This is a genomic window from Kitasatospora sp. NPDC086009 (genome assembly GCF_044540385.1).
Classification (GTDB): Bacteria; Actinomycetota; Actinomycetes; order Streptomycetales; family Streptomycetaceae; genus Kitasatospora.
The window spans coordinates 1-16,506 of sequence record NZ_JBITSA010000001.1 but is presented as its reverse complement, the minus strand read 5'-3'; the positions used below and the strand labels follow the sequence as shown (position 1 = coordinate 16,506).

13 protein-coding genes and 2 pseudogenes are annotated in these 16,506 nt (G+C 72.8%); 10 read left to right on the top strand and 5 right to left on the bottom strand.

The window, feature by feature from the left end; genetic code table 11:
* The first annotated feature begins 6 nt into the window (after positions 1 to 6).
* On the top strand, positions 7 to 1,353 hold the full coding sequence (locus ACIF6L_RS00075) for a formimidoylglutamate deiminase (protein WP_396485507.1): 1,347 nt from the start codon (positions 7 to 9) through the stop codon (positions 1,351 to 1,353).
* Positions 1,354 to 1,457: 104 nt separating this feature from the next.
* Positions 1,458 to 2,627 carry an imidazolonepropionase gene (hutI, locus tag ACIF6L_RS00070; protein ID WP_396486170.1) on the top strand — a complete coding sequence of 390 codons (1,170 nt, stop codon included), beginning with the start codon at positions 1,458 to 1,460 and terminating at the stop codon, positions 2,625 to 2,627.
* Between the two features lie 56 nt (positions 2,628 to 2,683).
* On the opposite strand, the gene ACIF6L_RS00065 is transcribed toward hutI, so the two are convergent.
* Both ACIF6L_RS00065 and ACIF6L_RS00060 read right to left on the bottom strand, forming a co-directional pair.
* Positions 2,684 to 4,777, bottom strand: coding sequence for a prolyl oligopeptidase family serine peptidase (locus ACIF6L_RS00065; RefSeq protein ID WP_396485505.1), 2,094 nt, complete (start codon positions 4,775 to 4,777; stop codon positions 2,684 to 2,686).
* Positions 4,778 to 4,895: 118 nt separating this feature from the next.
* Positions 4,896 to 6,404: an oligopeptide:H+ symporter gene (locus ACIF6L_RS00060; RefSeq protein WP_359803648.1), complete on the bottom strand. Its 1,509-nt coding sequence runs from the start codon at positions 6,402 to 6,404 to the stop codon at positions 4,896 to 4,898.
* A gap of 327 nt (positions 6,405 to 6,731) precedes the next feature.
* Between ACIF6L_RS00060 and ACIF6L_RS00055 the strand changes: the two genes are divergently transcribed.
* Positions 6,732 to 7,406, top strand: a complete 675-nt coding sequence (locus ACIF6L_RS00055) for a response regulator transcription factor (RefSeq protein ID WP_073924168.1) — start codon at positions 6,732 to 6,734, stop codon at positions 7,404 to 7,406.
* Positions 7,407 to 7,464: 58 nt separating this feature from the next.
* Complete coding sequence (locus tag ACIF6L_RS00050) at positions 7,465 to 8,712, top strand: ATP-binding protein (RefSeq protein ID WP_329487954.1); 1,248 nt, start codon at positions 7,465 to 7,467, stop codon at positions 8,710 to 8,712.
* A 60-nt stretch (positions 8,713 to 8,772) separates the two neighbouring features.
* Here ACIF6L_RS00050 and ACIF6L_RS00045 read toward each other — a convergent pair.
* Both ACIF6L_RS00045 and ACIF6L_RS00040 read right to left on the bottom strand, forming a co-directional pair.
* A pseudogene (locus ACIF6L_RS00045) lies at positions 8,773 to 9,057 on the bottom strand (ester cyclase); the annotation flags it as partial.
* Positions 9,058 to 9,160: 103 nt separating this feature from the next.
* A complete protein-coding gene (locus tag ACIF6L_RS00040; RefSeq protein ID WP_329487953.1) occupies positions 9,161 to 9,700 on the bottom strand; it encodes a GtrA family protein in 540 nt (179 codons plus the stop codon).
* A gap of 207 nt (positions 9,701 to 9,907) precedes the next feature.
* On the opposite strand from ACIF6L_RS00040, the gene ACIF6L_RS00035 reads away from it, so the two are divergent.
* From ACIF6L_RS00035 to ACIF6L_RS00020, 4 genes are all read left to right on the top strand, one after another.
* The gene (locus ACIF6L_RS00035; protein ID WP_396485502.1) at positions 9,908 to 11,098 is read left to right on the top strand and encodes a 5-(carboxyamino)imidazole ribonucleotide synthase; all 1,191 of its coding nucleotides are present in this window, start codon (positions 9,908 to 9,910) and stop codon (positions 11,096 to 11,098) included.
* Positions 11,095 to 11,631, top strand: coding sequence for a 5-(carboxyamino)imidazole ribonucleotide mutase (purE, locus tag ACIF6L_RS00030; protein WP_329487951.1), 537 nt, complete (start codon positions 11,095 to 11,097; stop codon positions 11,629 to 11,631). Before ACIF6L_RS00035 ends, purE begins: the two co-directional genes overlap by 4 nt.
* Before the next feature lie 23 nt (positions 11,632 to 11,654).
* Positions 11,655 to 12,899 (top strand): dipeptidase, encoded by a 1,245-nt coding sequence (locus ACIF6L_RS00025; protein WP_396485499.1) that lies wholly within the window; start codon positions 11,655 to 11,657, stop codon positions 12,897 to 12,899.
* Between the two features lie 130 nt (positions 12,900 to 13,029).
* Positions 13,030 to 13,461 (top strand): CoA-binding protein, encoded by a 432-nt coding sequence (locus tag ACIF6L_RS00020; RefSeq protein ID WP_396485497.1) that lies wholly within the window; start codon positions 13,030 to 13,032, stop codon positions 13,459 to 13,461.
* Positions 13,462 to 13,517: 56 nt separating this feature from the next.
* Here the strand turns inward: ACIF6L_RS00020 and ACIF6L_RS00015 are convergent, their stop codons facing one another.
* Complete coding sequence (locus tag ACIF6L_RS00015; protein WP_329487948.1) at positions 13,518 to 14,855, bottom strand: UDP-glucose/GDP-mannose dehydrogenase family protein; 1,338 nt, start codon at positions 14,853 to 14,855, stop codon at positions 13,518 to 13,520.
* Between the two features lie 214 nt (positions 14,856 to 15,069).
* On the opposite strand from ACIF6L_RS00015, the gene ACIF6L_RS00010 reads away from it, so the two are divergent.
* Both ACIF6L_RS00010 and ACIF6L_RS00005 read left to right on the top strand, forming a co-directional pair.
* Entirely contained in the window at positions 15,070 to 16,314 is a 1,245-nt protein-coding gene (locus tag ACIF6L_RS00010) for an LCP family protein (protein WP_396485495.1), read from the top strand.
* A gap of 74 nt (positions 16,315 to 16,388) precedes the next feature.
* Positions 16,389 to 16,506, top strand: a pseudogene (locus tag ACIF6L_RS00005) (acyl-CoA dehydrogenase); the annotation flags it as partial.

Sequence of the window (16,506 nt, the reverse complement as noted above, 5' to 3'; positions counted from 1 at the left end):
GCGCAAATGACGACTTACTGGGCGGAGCACGCCTGGCTGCCGCACGCCAACGGGCCGGTGGTCGAGCAGGACGTGCTGATCGCCACCGGCCCCGGCGGCCGGATCACCGCGGTGACGCCGGACAGCGGGCCCTGCCCGCCCGGCGCCGTCCGGCTGGCCGGGCTGCTGCTGCCCGGCCAGGCCAACGCGCACTCGCACGCCTTCCACCGGGCGCTGCGCGGCCACGTGCAGGTCGGCTCCGGCACCTTCTGGACCTGGCGCGACACCATGTACCGGTTCGCCGGGGCGCTCGACCCGGACAGCTACCTGGAGCTCGCCACCGCCGTCTACGCCGAGATGGCGCTGGCCGGGATCACCGCGGTGGGGGAGTTCCACTACCTGCACCACGCGCCCGGCGGGAGCCGCTACGACGATCCGAACGCGATGGGCGAGGCGCTGATCGAGGCCGCCGCCCGGGCCGGGATCCGGATCACCCTGCTGGACACCTGCTACCTGTCGGCCGGCTTCGGCGCCGAGCCGACCAGGCCGCAGCTCCGGTTCAGCGACGGCGACGCCGACGCCTGGGCCGAGCGGGTGGAGGCGCTCAAGCCGCGCGAGCACGCCCGGATCGGCGCCGCGATCCACTCTGTGCGGGCAGTACCGGCGGAGCAGCTCGGCACCGTCGCGCGGTGGACGGACGGCCGCCGGGCCCCGCTGCACGTCCACCTCTCCGAGCAGACCGCCGAGAACGACGCCTGCCTCACCGCGCACGGCGTCACCCCGACCAGGCTGCTCGCCGACCACGGCGCGCTCGGCCCGCGCACCTCGGCGGTGCACGCCACCCACCTCACCGACGAGGACATCAAGCTCCTCAGCGACTCCTCGACCGCCATCTGCATGTGCCCCACCACCGAGCGGGACCTCGCCGACGGCATCGGTCCGGCCCGCCGGCTCGCCTCGGCGGGCTGCCCGATCACCCTGGGCAGTGACAGCCACGCCGTCATCGACCCGTTCGAGGAGGCCCGCGCGCTGGAGCTGGACGAGCGGCTGCGGAGCAGGACCCGGGGCCACTGGACGGCCAACTCGCTGCTGCGGGCGGGCACCGAGGACGGACACGCCTCGCTCGGCTGGCCGGAGGCGGGGCGGATCGAGGCCGGCGCCCTGGCCGACTTCACCGTGATCGCCCTGGACTCGGTGCGCACCGCCGGGCCGCCGAGCCGGCTCGGCGCCGAGATCGCGGTGTTCGCCGCCTCGGCCGCCGACGTGCGGCACGTGGTGGTCGGCGGACGGCAGATCGTCCGGGACGGCGTCCACCAGCTGGTGCCCGACGTCCCGGGCGCGCTGCGGTCCTCGATCGCCGCGCTGAGCTGCTGAGTCCCCGTACCTCCCGGGGGCGGGCGGGGGCCGACCCCGCCCGCCCCGGGTCCAGCCCCGAAAGGCCTGATGTGAGCACCCCGAGCAGCCCGCAGAGCCAGGGCATGCCGAGCACCCTGATCACCGGGATCGGCAGCCTGGTCACCAACGACCCCGCGTACGGGACCGGGCCGCTCGGCCTGCTCACCGACGCGGCCGTGGTGGTGGACGGCGGCACGGTCGCCTGGGTCGGGCCGGCGGCCGAGGCGCCCGCCGCGGACGAGCGGTTCGACGCGGCCGGGCGGGCGCTGCTGCCCGGCTTCGTCGACTCGCACGCCCACCTGGTGTTCGCCGGGGACCGCACCGCGGAGTTCAACGCCCGGATGTCCGGCCAGTCGTACACCGCGGGCGGGATCCGGACGACGGTGGCCGCCACCCGGGCCGCGAGCGACGCCGAACTCGACGCCAACCTGGCCCGGTTCGTGCGTGAGGCGCTGCGGCAGGGGACGACCGCGATCGAGTGCAAGTCCGGCTACGGGCTGACCGTCGTCGACGAGGCCCGGGCGCTGCGGATCGCCTCCTCGTACACCTCCGAGACCACCTACCTGGGCGCCCACGTGGTCGCCCCCGAGTACGCCGACGACCCGGCGGGCTACGTGGACCTGGTCACCGGCGACATGCTGGACGCCTGCGCGCCCTACGCCCGCTGGGTGGACGTCTTCTGCGAGAACGGCGCCTTCGACGGGGACCAGGCCCGGGCGATCCTGACCGCCGGGATCGAGCGCGGTCTCACCCCCCGGGTGCACGCCAACCAGCTCTCCTACGGCCCGGGCGTCCAGCTCGCCGTCGAGCTGGGGGCGGCCTCGGCCGACCACTGCACCCACCTCACCGACGAGGACGTGGCCGCGCTGGCCGGCTCGGAGACGGTGGCGACGCTGCTGCCGGGCGCGGAGTTCTCCACCCGCGCCGCCTACCCGGACGCGCGCCGGCTGCTCGCCGCGGGCGCCGTCGTCGCGCTCTCCACCGACTGCAACCCGGGCTCCAGCTTCACCAGTTCGATGGCGTTCTGCATCGCGGTCGCGGTCCGGGAGATGGGGATGACGCCGGACGAGGCGGTCTGGGCCGCCACCGCGGGCGGCGCCCGGGCGCTGCAGCGCACCGACGTCGGCGTGGTGACGGTCGGCGCCCGGGCCGACCTCCAGCTGCTGGAGGCGCCCTCGCACGTCCACCTCGCGTACCGGCCGGGCGTCCCGCTGACGGCGGCGGTCTGGCGGGCCGGGGTCCGCGAGGTCTGACCTTCACGGCTCCGGGGGCCGGGGGGCGACGGCGACCGCCGTCGCCCCCCGGGCCGTTACCGGCCCCGCGCGGCGAGGCCGCGGCGCAGGAAGTCCAGCTGGTGCAGCAGCAGGTTCTCCGCCACCGTCTCGTCGCTGGGGGAGTGGGTGGCCCCGCTGAGCGGCAGCAGCTCGTGCGGGCGGCCGGCGGCGAGCAGGGCGGCGGAGAGCCGCAGCGTGTGCGCGGGCAGCACGTTGTCGTCGGCCAGGCCGTGCACCAGCAGCAGCGGCCGGCGCAGGCCGGCGGCGTCGGGGATCAGCGAGCAGGCGTCGTAGCGCTCCGGGTGCTCGTCCGGGTGGCCGAGGAAGCGCTCCTTCCAGTGGGTGTCGTACAGCCGGTGGTCGGTGGGCGCGGCCCCGGCCACCGCGGCGTGGAAGACGTCCGGGCGGCGCAGCACGGCCAGGGCGGCCAGGAAGCCGCCGAAGGACCAGCCCCGGACGGCGACCCGGTCGAGGTCCAGCAGCCCGGGGCGGGCCAGTGCGGCCTCCCGCAGGGCCTCGACCTGGTCGTCCAGGACCGGCGTGGCGATGTCCGCGAACACGGCCTTCTCCCAGTGCGGGCCCCGGCCGGGAGTGCCGCGCCCGTCCACCACCAGGACGGCGAAGCCCTGGTCGGCGAACCACTGCGAGACCAGGTCGGGCCAGCCGCCGGCCGCGGTGGCCTTCTGCAGCGCGGGCCCGCCGTAGGGGTCGAGCAGGACGGGCAGCGGGCCGTCGCCGGGGCGGTGGCCGGTGGGCCGGAAGAGCGTGGCGCGAAGCTCGCGCGGGCCCAGCCGGAGCAGCTCGGGCCGGGCGGTGAGGACGGGGCGCCGCGCGTGCGAGCGCAGGTCGACGGCGGGGCGCCCGTTCCGGTGGACGGTGGTGTGCCCGCCGGGCGCACCGGGCGTCCGCGCGGTGTGGACGAGGGTGCCGTCGCTCCGTACGCCGGTGTGCGCGCCGGGCGCGGAGCTGAGCCGTACGGCGCCCTCGGCCGGGTCGTACGACCACAGGTGGGTTTCGGTCGGCTCGGTGGAGGCGGTGAAGAGGACCTGTTCGCCGTCGGTCCCGAGCACCGAGCGCAGTTGGAGACCGGGCGGGGTGACGGGCTCGCCGCCCACGGTGAGCCGGCGGGTGTCGCCGAGGTCCGCGGCGTCGACCAGGACCCCGGCGGCGGTGCGGACGGGCAGGCCGGGGACGAGTTCGACCCAGTGCTCGTCCCGCTGCTCGGCGAGCGTCCGGGTGGCGCCGTCGGCCGGATCCACGGCGAGGGTGCGGACGGTGCGCTGGTCCCGGCTCTGCACGGCGGCGAAGGGGCCGTGGGCGTCCCAGCCGGCGGCGGCCAGGTACTCGAACCCGGCGCGGTCCCAGCGGGCCTCGGTACGGCCGCCGTCGAGGTCCAGCAGCCAGAGCGAGACGTCGGCGTTGGCGGTGCCGGCCAGCGGGTAGCGCAGGACGCGCGGCGGCCGCGCGGGATCGGCCGGGTCGGCGAGGTGGAGGCGGGCGAGCGGGCCGTTGTCCACCCGGGCGGCCAGCAGCCGGGTGCCGTCCGGCGACCACCAGTACGCCCGGGTGCGGTGCATGGACTCGGCGGCGACGTGGTCGGGGACGCCGTACGCGACCTCGGCGTGCTCGGGCTCGGCCAGCGCGCGGTCCCCGGTGCCGTCCACCCCGATGACGCGCAGCGCCCCGTCGCCCACGTAGGCGATCCGGCGGCCGGTCGGGTCCGGGCGCGGGTCGTAGACGCCGGTGGCGGTCGGTATCCGGCGGACGCCGCCACCGACGGGGTCCGCCACCCAGAGCTCCCCGCCCAGGGCGAAGACGACCGTCCGGCCGGCCCGGTCGGCGGCGAAGGCGGTGATTCCGGTGGCGTGCACGCGGGAGCGCTCGCGGCGGGTCCGCTCCGCCTCGGGGACGTCCCGGCCCTCGCCGCCCAGCCCGGCCGGATCGGCCAGCAGCCACTCCTCGCCGCTGTCGGCGTCCAGCGCCCAGAGACAGCCGACCGGGTCGTCCCCGGCCCGGCTGCGCAGGAACAGCACCGTCCGCCCGCCGTCGCAGACGACCGGATGGGAGGGCACCCCGAGGGAGAACCGACGGGTACGGGCGAGCTGACGGGGCAGCGATTCACTCGACATGCCCGACACCCTGACACGCCTCAGGGCGGTCACGCGTCCGAAAAAGGGGCCGGTACGGATCTTCCGATCCGTACCGGCCCCTCGTGCCGGGGCGTGCCCGGCGGTGCTTCGGGGTGCGTCAGTGGACGTTGCCCATCAGCTTCACGACCTTCTTGCGGTACATCGCCAGACCGATGCCCGCGACGATCGCCATCGCACCCTGGACCGCGAAGTACCAGGTGCTGCCGACCACGCTGTCGCCGAGGACGAGCTGGAAGATGGCCGCGACGCAGTCACCGGCGGTGACGGCGAGGAACCAGACGCCCATCATCTGGCTGGCGTACTTCGCCGGGGCCAGCTTGGTGGTGACGGACAGGCCCACCGGGGAGAGCGTCAGCTCACCGACCGTCTGGATCAGGTACACCATGGCCAGCCAGAGCGGGGTGACCTTGGTGCCGCCCGCGGCAGCCGCCATGGCCAGCATCATGACGAGGAAGGAGGCGCCGATCATCAGCAGACCGAACGCGAACTTCATGGTGGTGCTGGGGTTCTTGGCCTTGCGGGAGAGGGCCACCCAGAGCCAGGCGAAGACCGGGGCCAGCGCCATGATGTACAGCGGGTTCAGCGACTGGAACCAGGTCGACGGGAAGTCGAAGCCGAACAGCGTGGACGAGGTGTTCTCGTCCGCGAAGATGCTCAGAGTCGAGCCCGACTGGTCGTAGATCATCCAGAACACGGCGGCGGCCACGAAGAACCAGATGTAACCGCTCATCTTGGACTGCTCGCCCGCGTCGAGGTCCTTGTCGCGCTTCACCTTGGCGAAGACGAACACGGGAAGCGCGATGCCGGCGATGGAGAGCGGCCAGATCGCCCAGTTGATCGTGAAGTGGCCGGTCAGCGCGACGACCGCGTAGAACACGGTGGCCAGCGCCAGCCAGAAGCCGGCCTTCCTGAAGATCACGCGCTTCTCGGCTGCCGAGATCGGCGAGGTCACCACGTCGCTCTTGGCGCTCAGGTGGCGGCTGCCCAGCATGAACTGGATCAGGCCGATCGCCATGCCGACACCGGCGAGGGCGAAACCGAGGTGCCAGTTGACGCTCTGGCCGATGGTGCCGATCACCAGCGGCGCCGCGAAGGCACCGAGGTTGATGCCCATGTAGAAGATGGTGAAGCCACCGTCACGGCGAGGGTCGTTCGGACCGTCGTACAGGTGGCCGACCATCGTCGAGATGTTGGCCTTCAGCAGGCCGGAGCCGAGCGCGATGAACGCCAGGCCGACGAAGAACGACACGCTCGCCGGAACGGCCAGCAGGAAGTGGCCGATCATGATGATCGAGCCGCCCACCGCGACGGTCTTGCGGGCACCGAGGAATCGGTCGGCGATCCAGCCGCCCGGCAGGGCCAGCAGGTAGACCATGGCCGTGTACACGCTGTAGACCGCGCTGGCCACGGCCATCTTCATGCCGAGACCGCCCTCCGTGATGGAGGCGGTCATGTAAAGGACCAGCAGGGCGCGCATGCCGTAGTAGCTGAAGCGCTCCCACATCTCACTCATGAAGAGAGTGGCGAGTCCACGGGGGTGCCCGAGGAAGGTCTTGCCGCTGGGAGAGGCCGACTGAACGCCGGACTCCAGGGTCGTAGACGCCATGTGTAGTGGTTCCTTGCTGACAGCGTCCGCCTAGGGGGGTACGGCGGACGTGGACCAAACCACTGTACGTGGCCAGATTTGGCGTTATCAGCTGACAAAACACGCCAATTAGGTATGGCGATGGCAAAGTCTGCGATCAATCTGATCGATAGATCCATGGTAGGGCTGGACATGTTCCTTCGGATGCAAGACCCAGCCGTGGAATCTTCGCCGAACAGGCGGTTGGGGCATGTTCGTTGAGCGGTGATCGCGCTCCGTATAACGATCACGCTCTGTGAACTACCTCACAGCGCAGGCCCCCTATCCCCGGCGGACTACCATCACCACATGACCTGTGTGCTGCTCGCCGAGGACGATCCGGCGATCTCCGAACCGCTCGCCCGGGCCCTGCGACGCGAGGGCTATGAGGTGCTCGTCCGCGAGGACGGTCCGGCCGCACTGGCCGCCGGGCTCACCGAGGAGGTCGACCTCGTCGTCCTCGACCTCGGTCTTCCCGAGATGGACGGCCTGGAGGTCTGCCGCCGCCTGCGGGCCGACGGCAAGAGCTGCCCCGTCCTCGTCCTCACCGCCCGTGCGGACGAGGTGGACACCGTGGTCGGCCTGGACGCCGGTGCCGACGACTACGTCACCAAGCCCTTCCGCCTCGCCGAACTGCTCGCCCGCGTCCGGGCCCTGCTCCGGCGCGGCAACGTGGACCAGCTCACCACCGGCGCGCACGGGGTGAAGATCGACATCGAGTCCCACCGTGCCTGGCTCGGCGAGGAGGAGCTGACGCTCTCCGCCAAGGAGTTCGAGCTGCTGCGGGTGCTGGTCCGGGATGCCGGGCGGGTGGTCACCCGGGAGGAGATCATGCGCCAGGTCTGGGACACCACCTGGTGGACCTCCACCAAGACGCTGGACATGCACATCTCCTGGCTGCGCAAGAAGCTCGGCGACGACGCGGCCAACCCCCGCTACATCGCCACCGTGCGCGGAGTGGGCTTCCGCTTCGAGAAGAACTAGCCCCTGTAAGAAGAACTGGCCCCCGTAAGGGGAACGAACCACCACGGGGAGCGGCAGCGTGAAGCGCCGGATGATCAACTCGCTGCTGGGCGTCGTCCTGGTGGTGGTCGCGGTGTTCTGCGTCCCGCTCGCCCTGGTCGAGAAGCGCACCATCGTGAACTCGGCGCAGGACCGGGTGGACGCGGCCGCCGTCCGGGTGCTCGCGCTGGTGGAGAACCGGCTCTCCGCGGGCGAGCCGGTCACCGGCGACAAGTTCGCCAACCAGGTCACCGACGGCCAGTACGTCGAGGTGGACATCCCCGGCAAGTCCGTCGTCTCCAGCGGCGAGCGGCCGGCCGGGACCCATCTGCTGAAGTCCGTCGAGCAGGGCGCCAGCGGTGAGACCGTCACCGTCGAGCAGTCCCGGGCCGGCGTCGACCACGAGATCGCCAACATGCTGCTGCTGCTCGGCGTGGTGGCACTGCTCGCCGTCCAGGCGGCCGTCGCCCTGGCCGTCTGGCAGGCCAAGCGGCTGGCCCGGCCGCTCACCGACCTCGCCGAGACGGCCGAGCGGCTCGGCTCCGGCGACCCGCGCCCGCGCGACCGCCGCTACGGGGTGCCCGAGCTGGACCGGGTCGCCGAGGTGCTGGACGTCAGCGCCGAGCGGATCGCCCGGATGCTCACCGCCGAACGGCGGCTCGCCGCCGACGCCTCGCACCAGCTGCGCACCCCGCTCACCGCGCTCTCCATGCGGCTGGAGGAGATCACCGCGGTCGCCGAGGATCCGGAGACCGTCAAGGAGGAGGCGACCATCGCCCTCCAGCAGGTCGAGCGGCTCACCGACGTCGTCCAGCGGCTGCTCACCACCCAGCGGGACCCGCGCAGCCCCACCGCCGTCGCCTTCGACCTGGACGACGTGGTCAAGCAGCAGGTGGAGGAGTGGGGCCCGTCGCTGCGCGGCACCGGCCGGGTGCTCCAGGTGGAAGGCCTGCACGGGGTCACCGCCGTCGGCACCCCCGGCACGGTGGCCCAGGTGCTGGCCACCCTGATCGAGAACTCGCTGATGCACGGCGCCGGGCTGATCACCCTGCGGGTGCGGCCGTCGGGGACGTCGGTGGTGGTCGAGGTGCAGGACCAGGGCGCCGGGGTGCCGCCGGAGCTGGGCAACCGGGTCTTCGAACGGGCGGTCAGCGGGCGCAACTCGACGGGGATCGGCCTGGCGGTGGCCCGCGACCTCGCGGAGGCGGACGGCGGCCGGCTCGAACTGCTCTCGCTGAAGCCGCCGGTGTTCGCCATCTTCCTGGGCCGCAGCCAGCGCGAGGCCTGAGCGGCAGGTCCTTCGCGCGGCGCTCCCGGTCCGGCCCCTGCGGTGCTCTCAGAACCGGGTGTCGCGGACCACGTCCAGGTCGGTGAAGGTCGGCGGCTCGTCGCAGAGCGCGACCATCTCCCGGAAGATCCGGTCGGTCTCGGGCAGCGCGGAGTTCTTCATCGCGTCCTCGTAGGAGGCGAACTCGACGATCTCCACCAGGTGCCGCGGGTCCGCGCGGTCGGCGCCGACCATCGCGTGTCCGACCGTCCGCCGGCCCTCGGTCTGTTCGGCCCAGCTGTCCATCAGCCGGTTGAGGTCGTCCACCTTGTCGGTCTTGCAGTCGATGATCTGGACGAACGCCATGGCGAGCCTCCTGGGATCCCCCGGGCCTCGATCGTTCGCCGGCCGTGCTCGCCCTCGGTCACCACTGTCCTCCCGCCCGAGCGGGCGGGGCAAGGGGGTGGGCCTATTCGGCCTTGGCGTACCGGATCTCCTCGGCGGCGAGCACCAGCTCGGCCTGCGCGACGACCTCGGCCGCCGGGGCGGGCTCGGCGCCGGTCTCCGGGACGGCCGTGAAGACCCACGTCCGGTAGGAGACGAAGCGGAACACCGTGGCCACCGCGAGGCCGGCCACCTTGGCGGCCAGCTGCTCGAAGTGCGAGTCCAGGCCGAGCACGTAGACCGAGAAGCCCAGCACCCCGGTCTCGATCAGCATCCCGGCGCCGCTGAACAGCAGGAACAGCGTGATCTCGCGCTTGCGCGAGGCGGCGTCGCGGTCCCGGTACAGCCAGTAGCGGTAGCCGAGGTAGTTGGTCGCGATGGCCACCAGGGTGGCGGCGATGTTGGACCGCAGCGAGGCCAGGTGGAACCCGTTGATGCAGATCCAGAAGACGGCGAAGTTGACCACCACACCGCTCAGGCCGACGATGCCGAACTTCACCACCTCGCCCGACAGACCGCGCAGTCTCTGCGTCAGCGGGGGGTTCGACGCTGCGGTCGTCGCCATACCGGGCTGCCTCCATGTGCTGCGGACGAGGGGGCCCGGAGCGGATGCGCGGCTGGCCCCTTGAGCCCTGCGTGCACGCACATGATCGGACCACGCGTACCAGGACCTAGCGGTCCAGGCTACCCGGTTCCGCCGATCGGCTCAGCCCCCAGGGCTCCTCGCTCCCTGGGACGGTGCCCGCCGACCCTACGGTTCCATGGCGGTTCCATGGCCCCCGACCGGCCCGGATATCCTGGCGGGGTGACTTCCCCGGGCAATGCGAATTTTCCAGTAGTGGGCATGATCGGCGGCGGGCAGCTGGCCCGGATGGCACACCAGGCGGGCATCCCGCTCGGCGTCCGGTTCAAACTCCTCGCCGACACGCCCCAGGACTCCGCCGCGCAGGTGGTCTCCGACACCGTCCTCGGCGACTACCGCGACCTCGACACGCTGCGCCGCTTCGCGGCTGGCTGCGATGTGATCACCTTCGACCACGAGCACGTGCCGACCGAGCACCTGCGGGCCCTGCAGGCCGACGGCGTGGCCGTCCGGCCCGGCCCGGAGGCGCTGGTCAACGCCCAGGACAAGGGCGTGATGCGGGCCAGGCTCGACTCCATCGGGGTGCCCTGCCCCCGGCACCGGATCGTCTCCGGCCCGACCGACGTGACGGCCTTCGCCGAGGAGGGCGCCGGCTACCCGGTCGTCCTCAAGACCGTCCGCGGCGGCTACGACGGCAAGGGCGTCTGGGTCGTCGACGACGAGGAGCAGGCGCACGCGCCGTTCCTGGCCGGCGTCCCCGTGCTGGCCGAGGAGAAGGTGGACTTCGTCCGCGAGCTGGCCGCCAACGTGGTCCGCTCGCCCAGCGGCCAGGCCGTCGCCTACCCGGTGGTGGAGAGCGTCCAGGAGAACGGCGTCTGCGCCGAGGTGACCGCCCCGGCGCCGGACCTCGACCCGGCGCTGTCCGACGAGGCCCAGCAGCTGGCCCTGCGGATCGCCGGCGAGCTGGACATCACCGGCCACCTGGCGGTCGAGCTGTTCCAGACCCGGGACGGCCGGATCCTGGTCAACGAGCTGGCCATGCGCCCGCACAACTCCGGGCACTGGTCCCAGGACGGCGCCGTCACCTCGCAGTTCGAGAACCACCTGCGGGCCGTGCTCGACCTGCCGCTCGGCGACCCCCGGCCGCGCGCCAAGTGGACCGTCATGGTCAACGTGCTCGGCGGCGACTACCCGGACATGTACCACGCCTTCCTGCACTGCATGGCCCGTGACCCCGGCCTGCGGATCCACATGTACGGGAAGGACGTGAAGCCCGGCCGCAAGGTCGGTCACGTCAACGTCTTCGGGGACGACCTCGACGACGTCCGCGAGCGCGCCCGTCACGCGGCCGCCTACCTGCGAGGAACGATCACCGAATGACCTCCTCTTCCCACGGCCCCCTGGTCGGTATCGTGATGGGCTCGGACTCCGACTGGCCGGTCATGGAGGCCGCGGCCCAGGCCCTCGACGAGTTCGAGATCCCCTACGAGGTGGACGTCGTCTCCGCGCACCGGATGCCGCGCGAGATGGTCGCGTACGGCGAGGAGGCCCACCGGCGCGGCCTGAAGGCGATCATCGCGGGCGCCGGCGGCGCCGCCCACCTGCCGGGCATGCTCGCCTCGGTCACCCCGCTGCCGGTCATCGGCGTCCCGGTGCCGCTGCGCTACCTGGACGGCATGGACAGCCTGCTGTCGATCGTCCAGATGCCGGCCGGGGTGCCGGTGGCCACCGTCTCGGTGGCGGGTGCGCGCAACGCGGGCCTGCTGGCGGTGCGGATGCTGGCCGCGTTCGACCCGGAGCTGACCGAGAAGATGACCGACTTCCAGGCCGAGCTGAACAGCCAGGCCACCGAGAAGGGGAAGAAGCTGCGGGCCAAGGTGGCGGGTTCCGCCTCCTTCGGCTTTGGAAAGTAGTCATATCGGATACAACAGCTCGTATGACCTCTGAGCTGTTGGACTCCGCTGAGCAGCCCGACCCGGCCGCCCTGCTGGACCGTGCCCGTGCCCTCCTCCGCGACACCCCCGTGGTGGACGGCCACAACGACCTCCCCTGGGCGATGCGTGAGCAGGTCGGCTACGACCTCGACACGCTCGACCTGGCCGCCGACCAGAGTTCACGGCTGCACACCGACCTCGCCCGCCTCACCGCGGGCGGGGTCGGCGCGCAGTTCTGGTCCGTCTACGTCCCCTCGCGGCTGGCCGGCGACCACGCCGTCAGCGCCACCCTGGAGCAGATCGACTTCGTCCGGGCCCTGGCCGCGCGCTTCCCCGACCGGCTCCGCCTCGCGTTCACCGCCGAGGACATGGAGGCCGCCCGCGCCGACGGCCGGATCGCCTCCCTGATGGGCGCCGAGGGCGGCCACTCCATCGACTCCTCGCTGGCCACCCTGCGCGCCCTGTACGAGCTCGGCGTCCGGTACCTGACGCTCACCCACAACGACAACACCCCGTGGGCCGACTCCGCGACCGACAAGCCGGCGGCCGGGGGCCTGACCCGGTTCGGCGAGGAGGTCGTCCGGGAGATGAACCGGCTCGGCATGCTGGTCGACCTCTCGCACGTCTCCGCCGACACCATGCGCGACGCGCTGCGGGTCAGCGAGGCGCCGGTGCTCTTCTCGCACTCCTCGGCGCGCGCCGTCTGCGACCACCCGCGAAACGTCCCGGACGACGTGCTCGGCCGGCTGGCGGCCAACGGCGGCGTGGCGATGGCCACCTTCGTCCCGAAGTTCATCCTGCCCGCCGCCATCGAGTGGACCGCCGCCGCGGACGAGAACATGCGCGCCCACGGCTTCGACCACCTCGACACCACCCCGGCCGGGATGGCCTGCCAGCGGGCCTTCGAGCAGGCCACCCCGCGCCCGGTCGCCACCCCGGCCACCGTCGCCGACCACCTCGACCACATGCGCGAGGTGGCCGGCATCGACCACATCGGCATCGGCGGCGACTTCGACGGCACGGCGTTCCTCCCGGCCGGGCTGGACGACGTGGCCGGCTACCCCAACCTGATCGCCGAACTGCTCGGCCGGGGCTGGTCGCCGACCGACCTCGGGAAGCTCACCTGGCACAACGCGGTACGCGTGCTGCGCGACGCCGAGGCCGTCGCGCGTGAGCTGCGGACCACCCGCCGTCCGTCCATCGCCACCCTCGCGCAGCTCGACGGCCTCGACGGCCTCGACGTCTGAGCACGACGTCGACGGCCTCGACGGCTGAGCACCAGCGCGGCCGGCCGTTCCCGGCCCGGTCCGCCCGGGAATGGCCGGGCGGACCGGGGTGCTGCCAGTGGTTGAGTCCGCGGCTGCGAGGAGGCAGGGCATGTACGGCGACCCGGAGACGGTCCGCAAGATCCTTACCGAGCTGGGCGACACCTGGGCCGTGGTCGGCCTGTCGTCCAACCGCCGGCGCGCCGCGTACGGCGTCGCCGAGGTGCTGCAGCGCTTCGGGAAGCGGATCGTGCCCGTGCACCCGAAGGCCGAGACCGTTCACGGGGAGCAGGGGTACGCCTCGCTGGCGGACATCCCGTTCGAGGTCGACGTGGTCGACACCTTCGTCCGGTCCGACCTCGCCGGCGCGGTGGCCGACGAAGCCGTGGCCATCGGTGCCAAGGGCGTCTGGTTCCAGCTCGACGTGGTGGACGAGGCCGCCTACGAGCGGGCCCGCGCGGCCGGTCTCGCGATGGTGATGGACAAGTGCCCCGCCATCGAGATCCCCCGGCTCGGGCTCGGGCTCGGCGGGCGGTTCGGTTAGCACGCACGAGGCCCGCCGGTCGTCGGAACGACCGGCGGGCCTCGGCGCGTGCCGCGTCAGCTCGGGCGGCCCAGCGCCCGGTACGTCCAGCCGGCCGCGCGCCAGGCGTCGGCGTCCAGGGCGTTGCGGCCGTCCAGCAGGCGGCGCTCGGCGACCACCGTGCCCAGCTCGGCCGGGTCGAGGTCGCGGAACTCCTGCCACTCGGTGAGGTGCAGGACCACGTGCGCGCCCTCGGCGGCCTCCAGCGGGGACTGCGCGTAGGCCAGGCCCGGGAACATCTTGCGGGCGTTGTCCATCGCCTTCGGGTCGTACACCGTGACCTGCGCGCCCTGGAGCTGGATCTGGGCGGCGACGTTGAGCGCGGGGGAGTCCCGGATGTCGTCGGAGTTGGGCTTGAAGGCGGCGCCGAGGACGGCGACCCGGCGGCCGAGGAAGCCGCCGCCGCACTGCTCGCGGGCCAGCTCGACCATCCGGGAGCGGCGCCGCATGTTGATCGAGTCGACCTCGCGCAGGAAGGCCAGCGCCTGGTCGGCGCCCAGCTCCCCGGCCCGGGCCATGAACGCGCGGATGTCCTTGGGCAGGCAGCCGCCGCCGAAGCCCAGGCCCGCGTTGAGGAACTTGCGGCCGATCCGGTCGTCGTGGCCGAGCGCGGTGGAGAGCAGGGTGACGTCGGCGCCGGCCGCCTCGCAGACCTCGGCCATCGCGTTGATGAACGAGATCTTGGTGGCCAGGAAGGAGTTGGCGGCGGCCTTGACCAGCTCGGCGGTGGCGAAGTCGGTGACCACGAACGGCACGCCGGCCGCGATCGGCTCGGCGTACACCTCGCGCAGCAGCCGCTCGGCGCGCTCGCTGCGGGCGCCGACCACGATCCGGTCCGGCCGCAGGGTGTCCTGGACGGCGAAGCCCTCGCGCAGGAACTCCGGGTTCCAGGCGAGCTCGGCGTCCTCGCCGACCGGCGCCAGCGCGGCCAGCCGCTCGGCCAGCCGGTTCGCGGAGCCGACCGGCACGGTGGACTTGCCGACCACCAGCACCGGCCGGGTCAGGTGCGGGGCCAGCTCGTCGATCGCGGCGTCCACGTAGGACATGTCGGCGGCGAACTCGCCCTTGCGCTGCGGGGTGTTGACGCAGACGAAGTGCACGTCGCCGAACTCCGCGGCCTCCTGGGCGGAGGTGGTGAAGCGCAGCCGGCCGGTCGAACCCTCGTGGCCCGCCACGTGCTTGAGCAGCAGCTCGGACAGGCCCGGCTCGTACATCGGCACCCGGCCGGCGGTCAGCGTGGCGATCTTCTCGGGGTCGATGTCCAGACCCAGCACCTCGAAGCCGAACTCCGCCATGGCGGCGGCGTGGGTGGCACCGAGATAGCCGGTGCCGATCACGGAGATGCGGAGGGTCACGGGTTCCCCTTTGCGGAATCTCGACCTTGCCTGCCGTGGGACGGGCAGGACGTGCGAGCACCGATGCTATCCGCCCGTCCGGACCCGGCCCAGGCCGTCCCGCCTGCGCCGATGTTTCGGGCACCCGGGCGCTGCCGCCGGGCGCCGGGTGTGCGCCGGGCGGGATCCGGCGGAACCCCCACACGGGTGCTGTGACCGGCGGCACAATGCGCGCATGGATCCGAAGCCCGAGAGCACGGACACACCGGACACACCCCACGCCGAAGAACCGCCCCACGCCGACGAGGCGCCCCCCACCGACGAGGCGCCCCCCACCGAAGAACCGCCGCGTCCCGACGGGTCCGGCGGGCCGGCGGAGGGGCTCAGCCTCTTCGAGCCGCGCGCCGGCGGCGCGGAGGCCGCCGGGCCGGGCCGGGGCCCAGAGCCGCCGGCCCGCCGCCGTCGCACCCGCCGCGTCCTGCTCTGGACGCTCTCCGCGCTGCTGGTGGTGGTCCTCGGTACGGGCGGCGCGCTCTTCTGGGCGGCCGAGCACTACGCCTCCTCGGTCACCCGGATCCCGGACGCCTTCCCGACGGCGCCGGAGTCCGCCCAGCCGAGGCCCGTCCCGGCGAGCGGCCTCAACCTGCTGCTGGTCGGCCTGGACGCCCGCTCCGACGTGCCGACCACCGGCAGTGTGGCGAAGGCCCCAGTCTGGCAGGAGGGCGCGGCCCGCAGCGACACCATGATGCTGCTGCACCTGTCCGAGGACGGCCGCAGCGCCTCGCTGGTCTCGCTGGCCCGCGACACCTGGGTGGACGTCCCCGGGCACGGCAAGGCCAAGCTGAACGCCGCGTACTCATGGGGAGGCCCGGCCCTGATGACCGAGACCGTGCAGAACCTCACCGGCATCCGGATCGACCACCTCGCCGTGGTCGACTGGAACGGCTTCCGCGCCCTCACCGACGCCGTCGGCGGCGTGGACATCACCATTCCGCGCACCATCGAGGCGGCCGGCGAGGCCCGCGCCTGGGAGGCCGGGACCCATCACATGGACGGCGCCCAGGCGCTGCTGTACGTCCGTGAGCGCTACGGCCTGCCCGGCGGGGACCTCGACCGCACCAAGCGGCAGCAGAACTTCCTGCGCGCGCTGATGCTCCGGGTCATGGACTCCGGCACGCTGGCCAGTCCGTCCCGCCTCGGCGGCCTGCTGCAGTCGGTCGGCGAGGTGGTCAGCGTGGACGACCGGCTCTCCAACACCGACCTCTTCCAGCTCGCCTGGGGCCTGCGCTCGCTGCGCGCCGACGACGTCCGCTTCATGAACGCGCCGTTCGGCGGCTTCGACACCCGCGACGGCCAGAGCGTCGTGCTGCTGGACGAGCGTCCGGCGGCGCAGCTCTGGGAGGCGATGCGCAACGACCGGATGCCGGAGTACTTCCAGGAGCACCGGGCCGGCGACACCCTCGGGTCCGACGTCGACTGAACCTAGGCAGCCGCAGGTCGGAGCCCTAGGATCTACTTAACGGTAACTAACAACTGAGCGGCGAGGCAGGCATCATGGCGGGCAGCGCAGGGTCGGCGGACTTCGATCTCTTCCGGATCTCCGAGGAGCACGAGATGCTGCGTGAGGCGGTGCGTTCGCTGGCCGAGGCGAAGATCGCTCCGTTCGCGGCGG